The 19,523-nt window shown below is 67.9% G+C and carries 23 protein-coding genes; 9 read left to right on the forward strand and 14 right to left on the reverse strand.

Annotated elements, in window-relative coordinates:
* Positions 1-58: 58 nt before the first annotated feature.
* Positions 59-1,075, forward strand: a complete 1,017-nt coding sequence (locus EV580_RS27310) for an NADP-dependent oxidoreductase (RefSeq protein WP_133695358.1) — start codon at positions 59-61, stop codon at positions 1,073-1,075.
* On the opposite strand, the gene EV580_RS27315 is transcribed toward EV580_RS27310, so the two are convergent.
* Genes EV580_RS27315 through EV580_RS27325 form a run of 3 tightly spaced genes read right to left on the reverse strand, consistent with a single transcriptional unit; the run spans position 1,072 to position 3,406 of the window.
* Complete coding sequence (locus EV580_RS27315) at positions 1,072-1,887, reverse strand: exodeoxyribonuclease III (RefSeq protein WP_133695971.1); 816 nt, start codon at positions 1,885-1,887, stop codon at positions 1,072-1,074. The genes EV580_RS27310 and EV580_RS27315 overlap by 4 nt on opposite strands.
* Positions 1,888-1,905: 18 nt before the next feature.
* A complete protein-coding gene (locus EV580_RS27320; RefSeq protein ID WP_133695360.1) occupies positions 1,906-2,808 on the reverse strand; it encodes an N-acetylglutamate synthase, CG3035 family in 903 nt (300 codons plus the stop codon).
* Positions 2,809-2,812: 4 nt separating this feature from the next.
* Complete coding sequence (locus EV580_RS27325) at positions 2,813-3,406, reverse strand: peptide deformylase (protein WP_133695361.1); 594 nt, start codon at positions 3,404-3,406, stop codon at positions 2,813-2,815.
* A 125-nt stretch (positions 3,407-3,531) separates the two neighbouring features.
* Between EV580_RS27325 and napA the strand changes: the two genes are divergently transcribed.
* Genes napA through EV580_RS27355 form a run of 6 tightly spaced genes read left to right on the forward strand, consistent with a single transcriptional unit; the run spans position 3,532 to position 7,211 of the window.
* Positions 3,532-3,840, forward strand: coding sequence for a nucleoid-associated protein NapA (gene napA / locus EV580_RS27330; RefSeq protein ID WP_047328743.1), 309 nt, complete (start codon positions 3,532-3,534; stop codon positions 3,838-3,840).
* A 40-nt stretch (positions 3,841-3,880) separates the two neighbouring features.
* Positions 3,881-4,342, forward strand: coding sequence for a LytR C-terminal domain-containing protein (locus tag EV580_RS27335; RefSeq protein ID WP_133695362.1), 462 nt, complete (start codon positions 3,881-3,883; stop codon positions 4,340-4,342).
* A 10-nt stretch (positions 4,343-4,352) separates the two neighbouring features.
* A complete protein-coding gene (gene sodC / locus EV580_RS27340) occupies positions 4,353-5,093 on the forward strand; it encodes a superoxide dismutase[Cu-Zn] (protein ID WP_133695364.1) in 741 nt (246 codons plus the stop codon).
* Positions 5,074-6,222: a glutamate--cysteine ligase gene (locus EV580_RS27345; protein ID WP_133695365.1), complete on the forward strand. Its 1,149-nt coding sequence runs from the start codon at positions 5,074-5,076 to the stop codon at positions 6,220-6,222. The genes sodC and EV580_RS27345 overlap by 20 nt, the downstream gene beginning before the upstream one ends.
* Positions 6,223-6,231: 9 nt before the next feature.
* A complete protein-coding gene (locus tag EV580_RS27350) occupies positions 6,232-6,567 on the forward strand; it encodes a hypothetical protein (RefSeq protein WP_133695367.1) in 336 nt (111 codons plus the stop codon).
* 2 nt (positions 6,568-6,569) lie between these two features.
* Positions 6,570-7,211 (forward strand): LON peptidase substrate-binding domain-containing protein, encoded by a 642-nt coding sequence (locus EV580_RS27355; protein WP_133695368.1) that lies wholly within the window; start codon positions 6,570-6,572, stop codon positions 7,209-7,211.
* Between the two features lie 88 nt (positions 7,212-7,299).
* Here EV580_RS27355 and EV580_RS27360 read toward each other — a convergent pair whose 3' ends face one another.
* The 8 genes from EV580_RS27360 to EV580_RS27395 all read right to left on the reverse strand — a co-directional run bounded on the left by EV580_RS27360 (position 7,300) and on the right by EV580_RS27395 (position 14,779).
* A complete protein-coding gene (locus EV580_RS27360) occupies positions 7,300-8,205 on the reverse strand; it encodes an SAM-dependent methyltransferase (RefSeq protein ID WP_133695370.1) in 906 nt (301 codons plus the stop codon).
* Positions 8,202-8,549, reverse strand: coding sequence for a monovalent cation/H(+) antiporter subunit G (gene mnhG, locus EV580_RS27365; RefSeq protein WP_133695372.1), 348 nt, complete (start codon positions 8,547-8,549; stop codon positions 8,202-8,204). The genes EV580_RS27360 and mnhG overlap by 4 nt, the downstream gene beginning before the upstream one ends.
* Entirely contained in the window at positions 8,546-8,836 is a 291-nt protein-coding gene (locus EV580_RS27370) for a monovalent cation/H+ antiporter complex subunit F (RefSeq protein ID WP_133695374.1), read from the reverse strand. The genes mnhG and EV580_RS27370 overlap by 4 nt, the downstream gene beginning before the upstream one ends.
* Entirely contained in the window at positions 8,833-9,372 is a 540-nt protein-coding gene (locus EV580_RS27375) for a Na+/H+ antiporter subunit E (RefSeq protein WP_133695375.1), read from the reverse strand. The genes EV580_RS27370 and EV580_RS27375 overlap by 4 nt, the downstream gene beginning before the upstream one ends.
* Positions 9,369-10,970: a Na+/H+ antiporter subunit D gene (locus EV580_RS27380; RefSeq protein ID WP_133695377.1), complete on the reverse strand. Its 1,602-nt coding sequence runs from the start codon at positions 10,968-10,970 to the stop codon at positions 9,369-9,371. The genes EV580_RS27375 and EV580_RS27380 overlap by 4 nt, the downstream gene beginning before the upstream one ends.
* Positions 10,967-11,437: a Na(+)/H(+) antiporter subunit C gene (locus EV580_RS27385; protein WP_133695379.1), complete on the reverse strand. Its 471-nt coding sequence runs from the start codon at positions 11,435-11,437 to the stop codon at positions 10,967-10,969. The genes EV580_RS27380 and EV580_RS27385 overlap by 4 nt, the downstream gene beginning before the upstream one ends.
* Positions 11,434-14,328, reverse strand: a complete 2,895-nt coding sequence (locus EV580_RS27390) for a Na+/H+ antiporter subunit A (protein WP_133695381.1) — start codon at positions 14,326-14,328, stop codon at positions 11,434-11,436. Before EV580_RS27390 ends, EV580_RS27385 begins: the two co-directional genes overlap by 4 nt.
* A 142-nt stretch (positions 14,329-14,470) precedes the next feature.
* Complete coding sequence (locus EV580_RS27395) at positions 14,471-14,779, reverse strand: hypothetical protein (protein ID WP_286171884.1); 309 nt, start codon at positions 14,777-14,779, stop codon at positions 14,471-14,473.
* Positions 14,780-14,884: 105 nt separating this feature from the next.
* Between EV580_RS27395 and EV580_RS27400 the strand changes: the two genes are divergently transcribed.
* Positions 14,885-15,487 carry a TetR/AcrR family transcriptional regulator gene (locus EV580_RS27400; RefSeq protein WP_133695384.1) on the forward strand — a complete coding sequence of 201 codons (603 nt, stop codon included), beginning with the start codon at positions 14,885-14,887 and terminating at the stop codon, positions 15,485-15,487.
* Here EV580_RS27400 and EV580_RS27405 read toward each other — a convergent pair.
* Complete coding sequence (locus EV580_RS27405; RefSeq protein WP_133695386.1) at positions 15,484-16,239, reverse strand: hypothetical protein; 756 nt, start codon at positions 16,237-16,239, stop codon at positions 15,484-15,486. The genes EV580_RS27400 and EV580_RS27405 overlap by 4 nt on opposite strands.
* Before the next feature lie 124 nt (positions 16,240-16,363).
* A complete protein-coding gene (locus EV580_RS27410) occupies positions 16,364-16,777 on the reverse strand; it encodes a DUF1707 domain-containing protein (protein WP_133695388.1) in 414 nt (137 codons plus the stop codon).
* Between the two features lie 58 nt (positions 16,778-16,835).
* Between EV580_RS27410 and EV580_RS27415 the strand changes: the two genes are divergently transcribed.
* Positions 16,836-17,285: an SRPBCC family protein gene (locus tag EV580_RS27415; protein WP_133695389.1), complete on the forward strand. Its 450-nt coding sequence runs from the start codon at positions 16,836-16,838 to the stop codon at positions 17,283-17,285.
* A gap of 60 nt (positions 17,286-17,345) precedes the next feature.
* On the opposite strand, the gene EV580_RS27420 is transcribed toward EV580_RS27415, so the two are convergent.
* Positions 17,346-19,523 carry an AAA family ATPase gene (locus EV580_RS27420; protein ID WP_133695390.1) on the reverse strand — a complete coding sequence of 726 codons (2,178 nt, stop codon included), beginning with the start codon at positions 19,521-19,523 and terminating at the stop codon, positions 17,346-17,348.

Below are 19,523 nucleotides of genomic sequence, written 5' to 3' on the forward strand. Positions count from 1 at the left end.
GCGTGGTCTGTCTCATCTGGGCTCCAAACCGGCGTCGCCTTGGGTAGCTTCACTGACCGTGCCCGTTCTGACGAACCGCCAGATCCTGCTGCGCCGACGCCCCACGGGGCTGGTCCAGCCCGCCGACACCGAGCTGATCACCACGGCCGCTCCTGAGCTGGCCGACGGTGAGGCGCTGCTGCGCACGACGTACGTGGGTCTTGACGCCGCCGTGCGCACCTGGCTCGACGACCAGCCGAGCTATCTGCCGCCGGTGCAGCTCGGCGCGGTCATCCGCGCCGCCGGGATCGGCGAGGTCGTCGAATCGCGGTGTCCGGCGTTCGCGGTGGGCGACATCGTCACCACCCTGACCGGCTTTCAGGACTACCAGGTCATCCGCGACGACCTGTTCAGCACGCCCATCCCCGGCGAAACCGACCACCTGGCCATCATGAGCGTCTACGGGCCGACCGGTGCCACCGCCTATTTCGGGATGACCGATATCGGACGGCCGCAGGAAGGGGAGACGGTCGTGGTGTCGGCGGCCGCCGGGGCCACCGGGTCGATTGCCGGACAGATCGCCAAGATCGCCGGTGCCCGGGTCGTCGGCATCGCCGGTGGGCCGGATAAATGCCGGGCGGTGATCGAGGACTTCGGATTCGACGCCTGCATCGACTACAAGAGCGACGACATCCCCGCCGCGCTCAAGCAGCACTGCCCCAAAGGGGTGAACGTCTATTTCGACAACGTCGGCGGCCCGATCCTGAACGCGGTGCTGGGCCGGCTGGCCCCCAAGGCCCGGGTGGTGCTGTGCGGTGTCATCTCGAGCTACCTGACAGGCGAGCATCCGGGGCCGGCCAACTACGTCAACCTGCTGGCGAAAACCGCGTCGATGCAAGGGTTCAACGCGCTGGACATGTGGGGCCGCTTCGACGAGGCGTTCGCCGATCTGCGCCGCTGGGAATCCGAGGGCAGGCTGGTGCACCGGCAGACCGTGTTCGACGGTCTCGAGTCCTGTGTCGATGCGCTCAACGGACTGTTCACCGGTGCCAACATCGGCAAGATGCTGGTGAAGGTCAGCGAGCCGAGCGGCTAGCGGCTCAAGTCCACCAGCACCGGAGCGTGATCGCTTGGCGCGGGGTCGCCCTTCTTGCCCGGACGGCGCTCGTCCTTGACGATCTCGGCGTGCGTCACCCGCTGCGCCAGACCCGGTGAACCGAGGATGAAGTCGATGCGCATGCCGCGCCGCTTCTGGAAGGCCAGCTGGGTGTAGTCCCAATACGTGTAGACCCCGGGGCCGGGCGTGTACTCGCGGACCACATCGGTGAAGTTGGTGTCGGCGAAGGCGTTGAACGCCTTGCGTTCCGGTTCGGACACATGGGTGGCGCCGTCGAACGCCGCCATATCCCAGACGTCCTCGTCGGTGGGCGCGATGTTCCAGTCGCCGACCAGGGCGATCGGCTGCTGCGGATCGTCCCGCAGCCAGGACTCGGCGGTATTGCGCAGGGCGGCAAGCCATTCCAGCTTGTACTGATAGTGCGGATCGGCCAGGGTGCGGCCATTGGGTACATAGAGGCTCCACACCCGCACACCCGCGCAGGTGGCGCCCAGCGCGCGGGCCTCGGCCTTGGCATCCGCCCCGTCCTTGCTCCAGGACGGCTGGCCGTCGAAACCGATCTCGATGTTGTCCAGGCCGACCCGCGAGGCGATCGCGACTCCGTTCCACTGGTTGAACCCGCAGTGCACCACCTCATAGCCGGCTTCCAGGAACGGCATGGTGGGGAACTGGTCGTCGGAGCACTTGGTCTCCTGCATGGCCAGCACGTCGACGTCGCCGCGCTGCAGCCAGCTGACCACCCGGTCCACCCTGGTCCGAATCGAATTCACATTCCAGGTGGCGATGCGCAGGGCGTCGGCTGACATGCGCTACACCCTACGTCCGGTCAACGACACGGCATCGACGTAGCGATGGTGATGGTGTAGCCGGAACCCCAGCGAGTGATACAGCATGATCGCGCCGCTGTTTTCAGTCAGCACCTGGACGTATGCCCGGGTTGCGCCGCGCTGCACACCCCACCCCAGCAGGGCCTGGCACAGCCGTCGGGCATGGCCCTGTCGCCGGGCGGCGGCACCGACGTGAACCGCCGAGATCCCCAGCCAACGGGTGGCGTCCGGGGCGGTGGTCACCGCGCCTCGGCCCACCGCCGCGGCGGTCGAGGCGAACACCACCTCGCCGTCGACGACCGCGGTCAGCACCTCGGTCGGTACGTCGCGCTCGTAGCCCGCCAGCCACGCGGCATCCGGCCGGTCGGCCAGCCTCACCGCCGGATCCAGGTCAGCCCCGGTGAGATCGGTGACCATCACGCGGGTGTGCTTGACGCCTTCGGCGCGAATGGGAAGCAGTCGCTCGGGAAGTGCCAGCCAGGGTTCCAAACCGCGTTGGCGATACCAGTCGATGATCGGTGGCAGTGTTTCGACCGTCGCCGAGAAGTCCAGCGGCACAGCCGAGTTGGCCCGGCTGGTGTAGCCGCCGCCGGCGCGCAGCAGCCAGCCGTCCTGCCAGCTCTGCTCGGTTCCCGGCCAGGCCAGTGCCGCCGCATGCTCCAGCGCTCGGATCTCGGAGGCCCGTACCGGAACCACACTGAGTTCGCGCACCGCCACGACATCGGCGGGTGACACCTCGACCACTCCATCGGATTTGGTGCGCACCACGATGACGGGCTCGACAGCCTGCAGTTCGCCGATCACGTCGGTCATGGCCGGGGCAGTGCCCGCGGGGAGGCGGTAACGAATGCTCACCCGGCTGCCGACGGGCGGCAGGCTGGCCATCGGATCAGTGACCGAACGGGTCGGGCACCTCGCCGGGTGTCCACGACAGTCCGGGCACACCCCAGCCGTTCGACTTGATGGTGCGCTTGGCTGCACGGGCGTGCCGGCCGATCAGGTGGTCGACATAGAGAAACCCGTCGAGGTGACCGGTTTCGTGCTGCAGCATGCGGGCAAACAGGTCGTGCCCTTCGAGGGTGATGGGATTCCCGTCGGCGTCCAGGCCGGTGACCCGGGCCCACTTCGCCCGACCCCGGGGGAACGATTCGCCGGGAACCGACAGGCAGCCTTCGTCGTCGTTGTCCGGGTCGGGCATCGTCTCGGGGATTTCCGAGGTCTCCAGAACCGGGTTCACCACGACGCCGCGATGGCGCGTGGTCTTGCCGCGCTCGTCGGCGCAGTCGTAGACGAACACCCGCAGGCCGACTCCGATTTGGTTGGCCGCCAGCCCGACTCCGTTGGCGGCGTCCATCGTGTCGTACATGTCTTTGATGAGATCGGCGAGATCTTCGGGCAGCGAGCCGTCGGCTCCGACCGGCACCGGTTGGGTCGGAGTGTGCAGAACGGGATCACCCAGGATCACAATTGGTCTTACTGCCATGATCGGCAAGCTTAAGTCAGCCGACGCGCGGGCTTGGCTGCCGTCCCAACCGGCTCGACCGTGATTGAATGAGCGCCAAGCAAAGGGATGTCTTTTCAGGTCTTCGAAAGGGTCAGCAGATCGAAATGGACGGCGCCATGGCACGGGCCGAGCGGTCTAATGACGACGCTGACCTTCCCGATGGGTTGACTCGCCGCGAATACGACGTCCTCGCCTTCGAGCGGCAGTGGTGGAAATACGCCGGGGCCAAGGAAGAGGCCATCAAGGAGCTCTTCAGCATGTCGGCGACCCGGTACTACCAGGTGCTGAATGCGCTGGTTGACCGCCCCGAGGCGCTGGCGGCCGATCCGATGCTGGTCAAGCGGCTGCGACGGCTGCGGGCGAGCAGGCAGAAGGCGCGCGCGGCTCGCCGGCTCGGCTTCGAGGTCCCCTGATTTTTCTCCGTAGGCGGCGCCCCTGGTTACAGTGGGCGCGATGAACGACCGCGTTCCTGACTCCTCCGGGCTGCCGCTGCGGGCCATGGTGATGGTGCTGCTGTTCCTCGGTGTGATCTTTCTGTTGGTCGGGTTCCAGGCGATGGGCTCGGGCAACGACACCAGCAGTGACGACACCTCGGTGCGCACCGTCACCACCACGACCACCAAGACGTCGGCCGCGCCGGCGCCCAAGTCCGACGTGCGCGTGTTCAACGTCGGTGAAGGCGAAGGCGCCGCGTCGCGCATCGGTGACCGGCTGCGTGAAGCGGGCTGGAACGTCACCGAGACCAGCAACCTCCAAGTGCCGCCGATCCCCGCGACGACGGTCTACTACGGCACGACCGACGGGGAGCAGGCCGCCGCGGAGGCGGTGGCGAAGGTGCTCAGCGCGCCGGTGGCACCGAGAATTCCAGAAATTGCCGAGCAACCACCGGGCGTCATCGTTTTGGTGACCGGATAGGCTTCGGCACATGGTCAAGCCTGTGAGCCCGTTGAGAACTGCCGCCGCCGTCCTGTTCGTTGCTCCCGTCGCATTGCTGAGCGCGTGTAGCCCCAACGAGCCGATCGCCTCGCAGCCCGGCACCACGCCCGCTGTGTGGACGGGTTCCCCGGCGCCCGCCGCTGCGGGCGAAGAGTCGCACGGTGCACCGGAAGCGTCGCACGGCGCGCCGCAGGCCCCGGCCAGCTCGGGCGACACGCTGACCGCACAGATCAAGACCGCCGACGGCACCCAGGTCGCCGCGGCCACTTTCGAATTCCAGGACGGCTTCGCCACGGTGACCGTGCAGACCACCGGCACCGGCAAGCTGACCCCCGGCTTCCATGGCCTGCACCTGCACTCGTTCGCCAAGTGCGAGGCCAACTCCGTCGCCCCGGCCGGCGGCGCACCCGGCGACTTCCTCTCCGCAGGCGGACACTTCCAGGTCAGCGGACACACCGGCCACCCGGCCAGCGGTGACCTGGCCTCGCTGCAGGTCCGCGAGGACGGCTCGGCGACGCTGGTGACCACCACCAACGGCTTCACCAAGCAGGATCTGCTGGCCGGCAACGGCACCGCGATCATCATCCACGCGGATGCGGACAACTTCGCCAACATCCCGCCCGAGCGCTACCAGCAGATCAACGGCGGCGCACCGGGTCCGGACGAAACCACCATGGCCACCGGCGACGCCGGCAAGCGGGTGGCGTGCGGTGTCGTCGGTACCGGCTAAGCCGTCAGCGGGTAAGCCCGAGCGCATCGATTTCGCCGGCTCACCCCGGCCGACGCTCGGCGTCGAGTGGGAGTTCGCGCTGATCGACGCGAAGACCCGCGATCTGAGCAACGAGGCGGCCGCGGTGATCGCCGATGTGGGCGAAAACCCGCGCATCCACAAGGAATTGCTGCGCAACACCATCGAGGTCGTCACCGGTGTGTGTGACACCGTCGACGAGGCGATGGCCGACCTTCGGACGACCTTGGGCAGTGCGCGCGAGATCGTGCACGAGCGCGGCATGGAGCTGTTCTGCGCGGGCACCCATCCGTTCGCGTCGTGGTCGGCGCAGAAGCTCACCGACGGGCGGCGCTACGCCGAGCTGATCAAGCGCACTCAGTGGTGGGGCCGGCAGATGCTGATCTGGGGCGTGCACGTGCACGTCGGGGTGTCCTCGGCGCACAAGGTGATGCCGATCATCTCCTCGCTGCTCAACCAGTATCCGCACCTGCTGGCGCTGTCGGCGTCCTCGCCGTTCTGGGCCGGCGACGACACCGGGTATGCCAGCAATCGGGCGATGATGTTCCAGCAGTTGCCGACGGCGGGCCTGCCGTTCCAGTTCGAGACCTGGCAGCAGTTCGAACAGTTCGTGCACGATCAGAAGACCACCGGCATCATCGACCACATCAACGAGATCCGTTGGGACATCAGGCCGTCACCGCATCTGGGCACCATCGAGGTGCGGGTGTTCGACGGGGTGTCCAACTTGCGGGAGCTGTCTGCGCTGGTCGCGCTGACGCACTGCCTGGTGGTCGACCTGGACCGCAGGCTGGATGCCGGTGAGCAGCTGCCGGTGATGCCGCCCTGGCATGTGCAGGAGAACAAGTGGCGCGCGGCGCGCTACGGTCTGGATGCGATCATCATCCTCGATGCCGACAGCAACGAGCGCCTGGTGACCGAGGACCTCGACGATCTGTTGACCCGGTTGCAGCCGGTCGCTGAATCTCTGCACTGCGCAGACGAATTGGCCGCGGTCGCCGATATCCCGAGGCGCGGAGGTTCGTATCAACGCCAGCACAAGGTGGCCGAGGCCAATGGCGGGGATCTGCGTGCGGTGGTTGACTCGTTGGTCGGGGAGCTGGATGTCTAGGAGGCGCCCATGAGAATTCGTCGATGGGGACTGGCGGTATTGGCCGCCGCGGTGGTCGTGACCGGTGGGGGGTGTGCCAAGGCGATCACCGGTACTCCGGTGGCCACACCGGGTGAAGCCGGTAAGGGTATGCGGCCGGCCGATCTGCTCACCACGACGTGCCGGGAGTATCTGACCATGGACACCGTCACCCGGCGCGAGGTCATTGTGGCGATCGGTAAGAGCGGGAACCAGTTGGTCGCGATGAACCCCGAATTGTGGTCGGGGGTCGCCGGTGCGCTGTGCGGGTTCGTCGACCCGAGTGCCCCGGTGAAGGACGTGGTGATGGGACAGGGCATCCGGTAGCCATGACGGCCCAACCCATGTTCCCCCTGCAGTCGGCGCTGCTGCCGGGAGAGTTGTTGCCGCTGCGGATCTTCGAGCCGCGGTACTCACAGTTGGTGTCTGATTGCCTGGCAATGACAGACCCCGCGTTCGGTGTCGTGCTGATCACCCGAGGACGTGAGGTCGGTGGCGGGGATGCCCGCAGCGAGGTCGGTGCGCTGGCGCGCATCACCGAGTTCAGCGATCAGGGGATGGGCCAATATCAGCTGAAAACTGTTCTCGGTGAACGCATCCGGGTGCTCGAATGGCTGGATGACGATCCCTACCCGCGGGCCGTCATCGAACCGTGGCCCGATGAGCCGGGCCCGGAAGTGAGGCCCGAGCGCATCGGCGAGGTCATCGACAAGATCTTGGCGCTGTTCGAGAGGATCGTCTCCATCCGTGGCGGGCAGCTGCGGCCGGATGCACTGGCCGTCGAGCCCGAGATCGCCGACGATCCATCCCTGCACATCTACGCGCTGGCCGCGCGGGTGCCGATGGGACAGGCCGACCGCTACGCGGTGCTGGCCGCTCCGACACTGGCCGAGCGGATCGACGCGTTGACCGACGCCATCGAAACCGTCACGGCCATGGTCGAATTCCAGATCGCCGACGAGGATTCCTAGCCTCAGAGCCCGCCGAAATCGACACGAAGGTTGCGATTGTCGAGTTTTCACGACCCTCATGGCGTTCTCGCGGAGTACTGCCTCTGCCTCAGAGCTTCCTGGCGTCGATCAGGACGGTGTCGGGCACGGGGTCCTCGAGCCCCTCGGGTGCGGGCCGCTGGTAATGCGCCATCAGGTCGACCGCGGCGATCGCGCTGACCTCCCAGCCACGTTCGGTCAGCCAATGCGCGACGTCGGTGCGTGCCTCCATGTACCACAGCCGGGTGACGTCAGGCAGCTCCGGGCCGCCGGCCGCGGCGGCGGCGGCGCGGGCTTCGGCCATCCGTTCCTGCCGGCGGGCCAGTTGTTCTGCCGAGTAGAACACTTCACCGAAGGCCTCGACCGACAGATGGCTGCCGCGCGCACTGAGCTGGTCGATCTGCTCGAACAGGGCGTCCTGGGCGGCGGCGGGCAGGTAGGGCAGCAGCCCTTCGGCCGACCACGCCGTCGGGGTGGACGGATCGAAACCGGCCTGGCGCAACGCCTTTGGCCAGTCGTGGCGCAGGTCCACGGCCACCGCGGCGTATTCCGCGGCCGGCCGGGCCCGGTGCTGGGCGAGCACCCGGTCCTTGAACTCGAGCACCTTCGGCTGGTCGATCTCGTAGACCGTGCTCCCGTCGATCCACGGCAGTCGCCAGGCTCGGGTGTCCAGGCCGGCGGCCAGGATCACCGCCTGATCCACACCGTTGGCACCGGCCGTGGTGAAGAACTCGTCGAAGAACTTCGTCCGCGATGCGATGTAGGCGGCCATGGCCTGGGCCCGCATCGGGTAGTCGTCCATGAACGGGGAACGCCAGCCCGCTTCGACCGCCGCCTCGACGAAGAAATGCGCGTAGGGGTCGGTGTAGAGCGGGCACTTGGCGTCGGTCTCGACAGCCCGCGCGCGGGCCACGCTCAGCGCGGTCGCACCGACACTCTCGGTGATGTCCCAGGTGTCGTCGTCGGTTCTGCTCACGGATTCGGCTTCGTTCTCTCGGTGTCGTCGCGCATCTCGTCGACGGTCAGCTCGTCACCGACCTTCTGTTCACGGTAGGCCAGCTGTCCCACGCGGTGCGCCACCACCGGCGCGGTGATGAGGGTGAACATCGCGGTGAGCATCAGCATGCCGACGTCGACGTTGCCGGACAGCCGGATCGTCGCGCCGCCGAGCACCAGCAGAAGTCCCAGCACCTGCGGCTTGGTCGCGGCGTGCATGCGAGTAAGGGTGTCGGGGAAGCGCAGCACGCCGATGGCCGCGGTCAACGCCAGCGCCGAGCCGGCCAGCACGAGGATGCCGGCCACCAGGTCGAGGGCGCTCATACCTCGGTCTCCTGTCCGGCGGACTTGCCGGCGATGTCGGGCACCCGGAACCGGGCCACGCTGACCGAACCGACGAAGCTGATCAACGCCAACGCCGCCAGGCTGTAGGTGACGGTGGTGTCGAGGCTGAACGCCGCCCAGGCGGCGACCCCGCACATCGTCACCGCCACCATGGTGTCGACGGCCACCAGTCGGTCCAGCGTGCTGGGACCCAGCAGCAGCCGCAACATGGTCACCGCGGCGGCCGCGACCAGCATCACCCCGGAGAGCACCCACACGACCGTCATGAGACCTCCTCCGATTCGGTTGCCGCAGGACGCCATTCGGAGTCACGCTCGAACGCGGCGATCAGTAGCCGTTCCAGCTGAGCCATCTGCCGATAGAACCGCTCCACCGAGCGTTCGTTTCCGACGTCGAGCACATGCACGTAGACCAACCGCCTGGCCTGGTCGATCTCCAACACGATCGTGCCGGGGGTCAGGTTCATGATGTTGACCGCCAGCGCCAGCACCAGGTCGGACTTCAGCGCCAGGTGTCCGCGCAGCACCGCCGACAACGGTGGACGTCCGGGGCGGATCGCCAGCCACGCCACCTGCACCGAGGATTGGGCCAGCCACCACGCCACGTGCAGCGCCAATCGCAGCAGCGACAGTGGGTGCAGCCGGCCCTGCACCGGGACCGACGGCAATGGCAGCAGCAGCGTGATCCCCAGTGCGACCACCACACCCGAGAGCACGTTGGCCACCGACACGGTGCCCCACAGCAGCACCCACACCATGGTCAGCCACGCCAGAATCCAGATCCGCAGCGTCCACTTCCTCATCGGTGACTCCCCAGCACCGCAGTGATGTACTGGTCGCGGTCGAGCACTTCGTGTGCGGCGCGGTCGGTGTAGCCGAAGATCGGACCGGCGGCCACCGTCAGTGCCACACCGACGGCGATCAAACCCATTGTCGGAGCCAGCATTCCGACCGGCATCCGGCCGACGTCATCGCGATCGTCGAAGGCGACGTCCTCGGAGTAATCGTCGAGCAGCACCGAGGGCGCCGAGTCGGCGAGCTCACCCTCGGGCGCGTCGGCCCTGGCCCGCCAGAAGGCCTTGGTCCACACCCGGGCCACCACGTACAGCGTCAGCAGGCTGGTCACCACCGACCCGGCGACCAGCAGCCAGGCCAGCACCGAACCGCTGGCGGTACCGGCCTCCAGCAGCGCCACCTTCCCGATGAAGCCTGAAAAGGGTGGAATACCACCCAGATTCAAGGCCGGAACCAGGAAGACGAACGCCAACAGCGGGCTGGCCGCGGCCAATCCGCCCAGGCGGCGCAGCGTCGAGGCACCGGCTTGCCGCTCGATCAGGCCGACAACCAGGAACAGCGTGGTCTGCACGACGATGTGGTGGGCGACGTAGTAGATCGCCCCCGACATACCCAGCTGGCTGGATAGCGCGACACCGAACACCATGTAGCCGATATGGCTGACGAGGGTGAAGGACAGCAGCCGCTTGATGTCGTTCTGCGCGATCGCGCCCAGGATGCCGACGAGCATGGTGAGCAGTGCGGCGACCAGCAGCACGTTGTCCAGCCCACCCGCGGGAAACAGCAGTGCGTGCGCCCGGATGATCGCGTACACACCGACTTTGGTCAGCAAGCCGGCGAACACAGCGGTCACCGGTGCCGGCGCCGTGGGGTAGGAGTCGGGCAGCCACGCCGACAGCGGGAACACCGCCGCCTTGATGCCGAAGGCCACCAACAACACCGCGAAGATCGCGCCTCGGGTGCCGTCGCTGATGCCGTGCAGTCGCAGCGACAGCTCGGCCATGTTCAGCGTCCCGGTGGCCGCGTAGACCAGTGCCAGGCCGATCAGGAAGATCAGCGACGACACCATCGACACCATCACGTACGAGATGCCTGCGCGCACCCGCTCCTTGCTGGCCCCGATGGTCAGCAGCACGAAGCTCGCCGAGAGCAGCACCTCGAAACCGACGTACAGGTTGAACAGATCACCGGCCAAGAATGCCGTGCAGACGCCGGCCGACAGCACCAGATAGGTGGGCAGGAAGATCGACACTGGCTGGTGTTCGTCGCCGTCGCGGATACCCTGCCCGATGGCATAGAAGACCACTGCCAGCAGCACGATCGCCGATACCACCAGCATCAGTGCCGAGAGCCGGTCGGCCACCAGCGTGATGCCCAGCGGTCCCAGGCCCGCCTCGGTCGGACCCCAGCCGCCGACGTGCAGCGCCTGAGTGCCGTCGCGGTCGGTCAGGTAGGTCAGCACGGCGCACACGACCAGCACAGCGGTGAGTGCGGCCAAGGTGATCAGCCGCTGCAGCCGTGGCCTGCGGCCGGCGATCAACGTCAGTGCGGCTGCCGCCAACGGGATCAGCACCGGCAGCGGCATCAGCACACCGGCGGTGTTCATCGCGACCCCTCATGGCCGGGCAGCGCGTCGAGCTCGTCGGGCTCGTCGGTATCGCGCTCGGCCACGGGCTGGGGGACGTCCTCGTCGACCGAGGAGGCTTCCTCGTCGGAGAGCTTCGAGACGCGGGTGTCCTCCGGGTCGTTGCTCACTTCCTCCTCGGTGGTCAACCGGAACGAGCGGTAGGTCAGCGCCAGGATGAACGCGGCGATCCCCATCGCGATGACGATCGCGGTCAGGATCATCCCCTGGGCCAGCGGATCGGCGGTTGTCGTCTCCGACCCACTTGTCCGGCCGCGGATCGGCGGGTTCCCGGTTTCCCCGCCGACGGTCAGGATCAACAGGTTGACGGCGTTGCCCACCAGCAGCAGGCCCAGCAGCATGCGGGTCAGGTTGCGCGAAAGCAGAAGGTACACACCACAACTGGTGAGACCGCCGATGATGACGAGCGGAACGAGGTAGACGATCATGACGCCCTCGCGCGCACCACGGCCGGCGAGACGAATTCCTCGTCGATGCGCGCGCCGAGGCTGCGCAGTACGTCGAGAACCAGACCCACCACGATGAGGTACACCCCGAGGTCGAAGAACAGGGCGGTCACGAACTTCACCGTGCCCAGCAGCGGCAGATGCAGGGTGATCACCGCCGACGACAGCGCCGGCGCGCCGAGCAGCATCGAGCCGACGGCGGTGCCGCCTGACAGCGCCAGCCCGGCGCCGAGGATCTTGCCGGCGTCCAGTGGCAGCGTCTCGCCGAGCTCGTAGCGTCCGCCCGCGAGGTAGCGCAGCACCAGGGCAAGGCCTGCGGTCAGCCCGCCGGCGAAGCCGCCGCCGGGGGTGTTATGTCCGGTGAAGAAGAAGTACACCGACAGCACCATGATCAGCGGGAAGATCATCCGGGTGGCGACCTCGAGCACCAGGGAACGGTTGCGCGGGTCGCGCAGCTCGCTGCCGCGCAGCCAGGTGGTGTCGCCGACTGCGGGGCTGTAGGCGGTCGTGGGAAGCACACCGATATCGGGCTGTCCGGCGTCGGCCACCCGCGGTGCCGCGCCGAACCGCCGGTTGCGGAACACCAGCGATGCCACCCCGGTGGCGGCGGCCACCAGGACCGAGATCTCGCCGAGGGTGTCCCAGGCGCGGATGTCGACGAGCAGCACGTTGACGGTGTTGGCGCCGTGGCCGCGGTCGTAGGCGGCGGCTGGCAGCAGATCGGCGATCGGGGTACCGGTGCGAGCGGCCATCGCGAACACCGCCAGGGTGGTGACGCTGGCGCCGACGGCCAGCGCGAGTGCGATGCGGGGCACCCGGTAGCGCCGGGCTTCCTCGGCCTCGGCCGGCAGTGTGCGCAGCACCAGAACGAAGATCACCAGGGTTAGCGTTTCCACCAGGAACTGGGTCAAGGCCAGGTCGGGCGCGCCGTGAAAGGCGAAGATCGCCCCGCAGCCGTAGCCGGTGATGCCGACCAACAGCACCGCGGCCAGCCGGTTGCGCAGAATGGTGGCGGCCACTGCGGCGGCCAGGATGAGCAGGCCCACCACCGGCTGCACCAGGGAATCCCACAGCCGGAACTGCGGGTGATTTCTGGATCCCAACGCCAGCACCGCGACCGGGAACAGCACCAGCGTCGACAAGATCACCGACTGGGTGACCGGAATGGATCCGCGCTGGGTGATCGCGGTGAGCCGCACCGAGGCGACGTCGGCTCCGCGAATGACCGCGTCGTAGATCCGGTCGGCGTTGCCCAGCGGATGCCAGTTGCCAAGTCCGGTGCGGCGCAGGCGTTCACGACCGAAGAAGGCCGCGATGCCGATCGCCAGCACCAGCGCGGACAGCACCAGCGGCAGATTGACGCCGTGCCACAGCGCCAGGGTGTAGTGGCCGTCATCGGCGCCTGCCGCGGGCATGGTGCCGGCATAGCCGTCGAGGGCGGTGTCGAGATAGCTGGGTACCACGCCGAAGAACAGTCCGGCCGCGGCCAGGATCGCGGGCGCCACCAGGAACGCGGCCGCGGGCCGGTGCAGGTTGGCCACCAGCGTGGTCGGGCCGTGAGATCCCTTGCGCGCGAACGCACCCCACAGGAATCGTAAGGCGTAAATCGTGGTGAACACCGAACCGATGACCACCCCGGTGAGCACCACGGGTGCCCAGGCGCCCAGTGACTCGCTGTGGGCGATGCTCTCGAAATCGGCCTCCTTGGCCACGAAACCGAGGAACGGCGGCAACGCGGCCATGCTCGCGGTGGCACCGGCGGCGATCACGAACAGCGCGGGCATCCGGTGGCCCAGCCAGGCGAGTCGGCGGATATCCCGGGTGCCGGTCGAATGGTCGATGACGCCGACGACCATGAACAGCGTCGCCTTGAACAGCGCGTGCGCGCAGAGAATGGCCAGCCCGGCCAGCATCATGTCCCGGCCGCCGCCACCGACCATCACGGTGATGAAGCCCAGCTGACTGACCGTGCCGAACGCGAGGATCAGCTTGAGGTCGTACTCGCGGACCGCGCGCCAGCCGGCCAACAGCATGGTCGCCACGCCCAGCGTGATGACGGTCGGCCGCCAGCCCGGGGAGTCGGCGAAGCCCGGGGTGAGCCGGGCGACGAGGTACACACCGGCTTTGACCATCGCGGCGGCATGCAGATAGGCGCTGACCGGGGTCGGGGCGGCCATGGCGCCGGGCAGCCAGAAGTGGAACGGGACGATGGCCGACTTCGACAGCGCACCGACGAGCACCAGCACGATGGCGACCGCGACGGCGGTGCCCTGCGGTGGTCTGGCCACCAGTTCGGACAGCAGGTAGGTGCCCGCGGTGTGGCCGAGGATCACGATGCCGGCCAGCATGGCCAGCCCGCCCGCGGTGGTGACCAGCAGGGCCTGCATGGCGGCCCGGCGGCTGGTAGCCCGTTCGGCGTAGTGCCCGACGAGCAGGAACGACAACACCGTCGTCAGTTCCCAGAAGGTGTAGAGCAGCAGCATGTTGTCGCTGATCACCAGACCGAACATCGCCCCCGAGAACGCGACGAGCTCAGCGGCGAAGCTGGGCAGCCGGTTCTCGGTATGGCCGTCGCGGTGGTGGAAGTACTCCGCGCAGTAGAACAGCACCAGCGCGCCGATACCGAGCACGAGCACGCTCATGATCGCGGTCAAGGTGTCGAAGCGCAGCGTGATGTTCATCGACAGCTCGGGCACCCACGGGATGTCCACGGCCGGTGTGGGGCGTCCGGCCCGTGGCCAGTTGAGGCCCACCCAGACCAGCGAGGCCGCTGGGACGAGAGCGAGAGGGTAGAAGGCCAGCCGTCCCCATCGGTACACGAGCGCCGGCGCCACGGCGGCGGCGATCGCGTGCGCGATCAGGATGACGAGCATGGCACTCCGATCTTTGGACGCGCCAGCGCGTCGGCGATCTACCGGTCGGTCGGGGTGTCAGCCAAAGGTTTTCGGCTATGTCCTGTCGACAGTCTACGGGGTTGACCCTTTCGTAGATTCTCGGGCCGCGCGTGTGCAATGCTCAGACTTGCTGTGTTGGCTCTGAAATGGCTTGAGCGGCAATACGTCTCAGCATATTGCGGACCACGACCCGGTGTCCGCCCGAGCCGATCACCAGTGCGCGGTAGACCCTGCCCTTGACCCCTGGGAAGGCCGCCCAGGTCTGTGCCGCGACCCTGGTGCCACCGGCCGGATCGTCGGAGAGCAGGAAGATCAGCTTGTACACCGAGAACCAGTGCCGCCCCTTCAGGGCGAAGCGGTCCGGTTGCTCGGCGGCCTCGAGGGCGAAGCCGAACGGGACCGTCTCGGGGTCCGAGGGATTGCTGCACATCGTTCGCAACACTGCGTGCCACGTCGCTGCCCGGTCTGCCGGGACCGTTATGGCATGCTCATCGATATAGGGTAAACGTTCCATATAGAAGGACTGTACTAGATCATGGCGCCACCGCGGAAGCACGAAACCGACGCCATCCTGGATGCGGCACGCGGGCTGCTGCTCGCCGAAGGGCCGCGGGCGGCCAGCGTCGCGGCGATCGCCAAAGCCAGCGGCGCGCCGGTGGGCACGCTGTATCACCGGTTCGGCAATCGCGACGGTGTGGTGACGGCGGTGTGGCTGCGCGCGCTGGAACGCTTCCAGGCGCGGGCGATGGCCGCGTCCGGCACAGATCCGGTGGAGGTAGCCGTCCAGATGGCGGTGGCCGCGGTCGGGTTCGCGACGGACTGCGCCGAGGACGCGCGTCTGCTGTTGACGATCCGGCCCGTCGATCTGCGCGACGCCGGACCTGACCCGGAATTCGACGCGACGCTGGCGACGATGAATGCGCCGCTCGTCGACCGGGTGGCTGAGTTGGCGCGCCAGCTGTACGGCCGTGCCGACGCGCGAAGCGTCGACGCCGTCACCAGAGCGGTGGTCGACCTGCCGTACGCGGTGGTGCGACGGCACGCGCACGACGACGGCATGCCGTCATGGGTGCGGGCCGATCTAGCCGCATCCGTTCGGGCCTTGCTGACGGCCCATTCGCCCGCGAGTCCGCTCTAGCGCTGCATGTAGGTGACCGTCTGGACGGCATTGGCCGCCGGGTTCGCGGTGAAGAGGACGTCGGTGGTGCCGCCCGCGCTTCCGGTCATGCGGGCCTTACTGGCGTCGCTGCTCGACGCGATGGCGATGCCGCCGGAGTTCGCCAGATGATCGGGGTGGCGGTAGGCGAAGTTGCAGTTCGCCGGCCCGCCGTTGGCACGTCGCTTGCCTTTCAGGAATCCCGTTGCGCCAGAGGCGATGCGGGGTGGACAGCTCGCGACGTTGGTGGTGATCTCCGGGACGAAGATCAGGTCGTGACCGGTGGTGTTGGTGAGCTCGAATTCCCAGCCGTTGTAATTGGGTCCCCAGGGGTCCCACCTGAAGACCACGATCTGGGGCCGGTCACCGGGGGTGTCGGGGAAATCGACGGACATCCCCTGGCCGTGTTCGTGCGCGGTGTGGCGGGTAATGGTGCCATCGGCGGACGCTTCGATGGCGATTCGTGCGCCGGTCGAACCGCACCGGTAGCCGAGATCGGCGTTGGCCGGCCCGTCGAACACGAAGGGCGGCGACGAACTCTTCATGCCCTTGGCGTAGCCGATCTGGCCGGCTTTGATGGGGCCGTCGGCGCTCTCGATATTCGAATTTCCGAAGTAGATGGGGACGAGGTCGACCGGAGTCTGGTTGTGGATCTCGAACTCCCAGCCGTCACGGTTGCGGCCCCAATCGAATTGGCCCAATTGTTCGGTGGTTACGTTCAGGGTCGCGGTCACGGTGTTCCTTCCGATGCATGCCGAGTGGAATAACCATGCCGCGGAAGGAGTCTGGCGCGCGTCGTCTGATCGGTGGGTGACGGGGAGGAAATCCTTGTCCCCCAATCGGAGTACGGGCCGCGCCCTAGCGGCAGAAGGTGCGCACCGGAAGCGCGTGCCCGAGCAGCCCGATGGCTCCGCCGACGATCGGCCAGACGGGCCAGAAGTACGCGGTCGAACCGGTGGTGAGCGCGACGGCCAGCCAGACGGTCAGGACGATCGCGACCATCGCCGCGTAGCCGGCGAGATGGAACCGCACCGAGGCGCGGGCGGCCTTCTTGCGGGCGGCGACGCGACGCGGATCGACGCGACGCAGCTGTCCGACGGGCAGGTCGGCGACCAGTCGGCGGAGTTCTTCTGCGCTGCGTGCGGCGAATGCCGCTTGCACGCGAGTCTCGTACTCGGCGAGGTCGAAGTATCCCTGGCTGAGGGCCTGGGACAGCAGGTCAGCGGTATTTTCCCGGTCGCGGTCGCCGATCAGGACGGTGGGAGTGGTCATACCGTCCAACTCTGACATGTCAGTAGTGGAGTGTCAATGGATGCTGTTGAATTGCTCCATGGCCGAGCTCAGCAGGATCGTCAGCGCCAGCACGCGGATCGCCGCACCCGCGGCAGCCATCTTCGAGCTCATCGCCGATCCCGCCCGCCAACCCGAATGGGACGGCAATGACAACCTGGCGCAGGCAGTGCCCGGCCAGCGGGTGCGCGGTGTGGGTGACGTGTTCACGACGACCCTGACCATGGGCGTCGACCGGGAAAACCACGTCGTCGAGTTCGAGGAGGGACGGCTGATCGCCTGGCGGCCGTCCGAGGTCGGCAATCCGCCGCCCGGGCACCTGTGGCGCTGGCAGGTCGAACCCGCCGACGATGCCAGCGCCGTCGTCACCCATACCTATGACTGGACACAGCTGACCGACCCCAAGCGGCTGGAGAAGGCACGGAATACCACGGCCGACAAACTGCAGGCCTCGCTCGACCGGCTCGCCGCGCTCGCCGAACGGGGTTAGCGGCCGGCTTCACCCTCTGGTCCGGTTCCTCCTCCGCGCTCGTTCCTCGCGCGGCATCGGTCACCGTTCCGAAAAAGCGCGCAACGACTCCACCTGCGCGGAGTCCAGCGACGGCCGCACTGTTTCGCGGGCCTTGGCCACATCGGCGGCGGTGACGTCGGCGGCGTCGATCGAGCGACGCATCGCGGTCAGTGCGGCCTCGCGCAACAACGCCACGCAGTCGGCCGCGCTATAGCCGTCCAGCTCGGCGGCAAGGGCGTCGAGGTCGACCTCCGGCGACAGCGGCACCGATTTACCTGCCGTGCGCAGGATTTCGCGTCGGGCGTCGGCGTCGGGCGGCTCGACGAACACCAGCTTCTCCAGCCGTCCCGGGCGCAGCAGCGCGGGGTCGATCAGGTCTGGGCGGTTGGTGGCGCCGAGCACCACCACGTCGCGCAACGGCTCGATGCCGTCGAGTTCGGTCAGCAGCGCGGCCACCACCCGGTCGGTGACCCCGGAGTCGAAGCTCTGTCCGCGCCGTGGCGCCAGCGCGTCGATCTCGTCGAGGAAGACCAGTGACGGGGCGGAATCCCTTGCCCGGCGGAACAATTCGCGGACTGCTTTCTCCGAGGAGCCGACCCACTTGTCCATGAGCTCGGCACCCTTGACCGCGTGTACGGACAGCCGGCCCGAGCTGGCCAGCGCGCGTACCACGAAGGTCTTCCCGCATCCTGGCGGGCCATAGAGCAGCACGCCCCTCGGCGGGTCGACGCCGAGGCGGGCGAAGGTGTCCGGATGCTGAAGGGGCCACAACACGGCTTCGGTCAGCGCCTGTTTGACCTCGACCATGTCGCCGACGTCGTCGAGGGTGACCGAACCGACCGACACCTCCTCGGTCGCCGAGCGGGACAGCGGGCGGATCACAGTCAGCGCGCCTGTGAAGTCCTCCTGGGTCAGGGAAGGCGGTTTGCCGTCCTCGCTGGCGCGAGCGGCTGCGCGCAGTGCCGCCTCCCGGACCAGTGCCGCCAGGTCGGCGCGAACGAATCCCGGTGTGCGCTCGGCGATCTCGTCGAGTGCCAATTCGTCGGCAGGGACGTCGCGCAGCAACACCTCGAGCACCGCCTTGCGGGTGGCACCGTCGGGCAGGCTCAGGCCGAGCTCGCGGTCGCAGAGGTCCGGTGCGCGCAGCCGCGAATCCACCGCGTCGGGCTGTTGGGAGGTGGCGACCAAGGCCACCCCAGGCGCGCCGACGGCCTTGCGCAGCTCGGCCAGGATCAGCGCTGACACCGGCTCGGCCGGAGTGGGTAGCAGCGCATCGATATCGGTGATCAGCAGCACCCCGCCGCCACCGATGACGGTGGCGACGGCTTCGGCGACCGCACGCTGGCGATCCTGAGCCGCCAGCGCTCCGGTGTCGGGGCCGTCGAGTTCGACCAGCCGCCGGCCGGCACAGACCGCGCGCACCAGGGTGGCCTTGCCGACGCCGGCCGGCCCGGTCACCAGTACGCCCAGATTCGGTGTGGCACCGAGCTTTTCCAACAGCTCTGGCTCGTCGAGCGCCAGCTTGAGCCACTCGGTGAGCCGGCCGGCCTGGACGTGCTGACCCTTGAGGTCATCGATGGACACCGCAGGGGCCTGCGGCCACACCATCGGCGGGCTGACAGCCGGAGAGAGCGCCGGGACGGCGGACGATCCCGTCACTCCGTCACCCCAGGTGACCGACGAATTCGGTTGTACGCTAACCGGTCCGGACGGATCGGTGCCGGTGACGGTCAGCAGCTCCGAGGTCCAGGTGATGCCGACGGAGGACGCCAGGGCGGAGCTGGCCTCGGTGGTCGACGTGCCGGGCCCGAGATCGCGCGGCAGCAGCGACACCGTGTCACCGACCGTCATCACCTTGCCCAACAAGGCCTGCCGCAGGGTTGCCGACGAGACCGACTGGGTGGCCAGGGTGGAGCCGCGCAGGGTGACCGATCGCGCACCGTACACGGTGACCGGTGCGACCAATACCGTCGTGTCTTCGCGCAGGCCGGCGTTGGACAACGTCACATCGTCCAAGAGTGCGGTGCCGGCAGGCGTGCCAGGGGGAGCGACGCCGGCCACGGCGGCGGTGGTACGAGAGCCGGTGAGCGACAACGCGTCCCACTCACGGATACCAAGGGCGGCAATGGCTTCGGGGTGAAGTCGGACCACGCCACGACGAGAGTCCAGCGCCGAGGTGTTCAGCCGTGCGGTCAGCGCCAGGCCGGTCGGTGCCAT

The organism is Mycobacterium sp. BK086, from assembly GCA_004362315.1.
Taxonomy (GTDB): Bacteria; Actinomycetota; Actinomycetes; order Mycobacteriales; family Mycobacteriaceae; genus Mycobacterium.

Bases quoted from the DNA above. Each gene is read 5' to 3' on its own strand.
- sodC (WP_133695364.1), top strand. From the start codon at position 4,353: ATGGTCAAGCCTGTGAGCCCGTTGAGAACTGCCGCCGCCGTCCTGTTC.
- EV580_RS27400 (WP_133695384.1), top strand. From the start codon at position 14,885: ATGGCGCCACCGCGGAAGCACGAAACCGACGCCATCCTGGATGCGGCA.
- EV580_RS27320 (WP_133695360.1), bottom strand. From the start codon at position 2,808: ATGGCCAGCCTGCCGCCCGTCGGCAGCCGGGTGAGCATTCGTTACCGC.
- EV580_RS27350 (WP_133695367.1), top strand. From the start codon at position 6,232: ATGAGAATTCGTCGATGGGGACTGGCGGTATTGGCCGCCGCGGTGGTC.
- EV580_RS27410 (WP_133695388.1), bottom strand. From the start codon at position 16,777: ATGACCACTCCCACCGTCCTGATCGGCGACCGCGACCGGGAAAATACC.
- EV580_RS27355 (WP_133695368.1), top strand. From the start codon at position 6,570: ATGACGGCCCAACCCATGTTCCCCCTGCAGTCGGCGCTGCTGCCGGGA.
- EV580_RS27390 (WP_133695381.1), bottom strand. From the start codon at position 14,328: ATGCTCGTCATCCTGATCGCGCACGCGATCGCCGCCGCCGTGGCGCCG.
- EV580_RS27395 (WP_286171884.1), bottom strand. From the start codon at position 14,779: ATGTGCAGCAATCCCTCGGACCCCGAGACGGTCCCGTTCGGCTTCGCC.
- EV580_RS27415 (WP_133695389.1), top strand. From the start codon at position 16,836: ATGGCCGAGCTCAGCAGGATCGTCAGCGCCAGCACGCGGATCGCCGCA.
- EV580_RS27325 (WP_133695361.1), bottom strand. From the start codon at position 3,406: ATGGCAGTAAGACCAATTGTGATCCTGGGTGATCCCGTTCTGCACACT.
- EV580_RS27370 (WP_133695374.1), bottom strand. From the start codon at position 8,836: ATGACGGTCGTGTGGGTGCTCTCCGGGGTGATGCTGGTCGCGGCCGCC.
- EV580_RS27385 (WP_133695379.1), bottom strand. From the start codon at position 11,437: ATGATCGTCTACCTCGTTCCGCTCGTCATCATCGGCGGTCTCACCAGT.
- EV580_RS27375 (WP_133695375.1), bottom strand. From the start codon at position 9,372: ATGAGGAAGTGGACGCTGCGGATCTGGATTCTGGCGTGGCTGACCATG.
- EV580_RS27420 (WP_133695390.1), bottom strand. From the start codon at position 19,523: ATGGCACCGACCGGCCTGGCGCTGACCGCACGGCTGAACACCTCGGCG.
- EV580_RS27380 (WP_133695377.1), bottom strand. From the start codon at position 10,970: ATGAACACCGCCGGTGTGCTGATGCCGCTGCCGGTGCTGATCCCGTTG.
- napA (WP_047328743.1), top strand. From the start codon at position 3,532: ATGGACGGCGCCATGGCACGGGCCGAGCGGTCTAATGACGACGCTGAC.
- mnhG (WP_133695372.1), bottom strand. From the start codon at position 8,549: ATGAGCGCCCTCGACCTGGTGGCCGGCATCCTCGTGCTGGCCGGCTCG.
- EV580_RS27335 (WP_133695362.1), top strand. From the start codon at position 3,881: ATGAACGACCGCGTTCCTGACTCCTCCGGGCTGCCGCTGCGGGCCATG.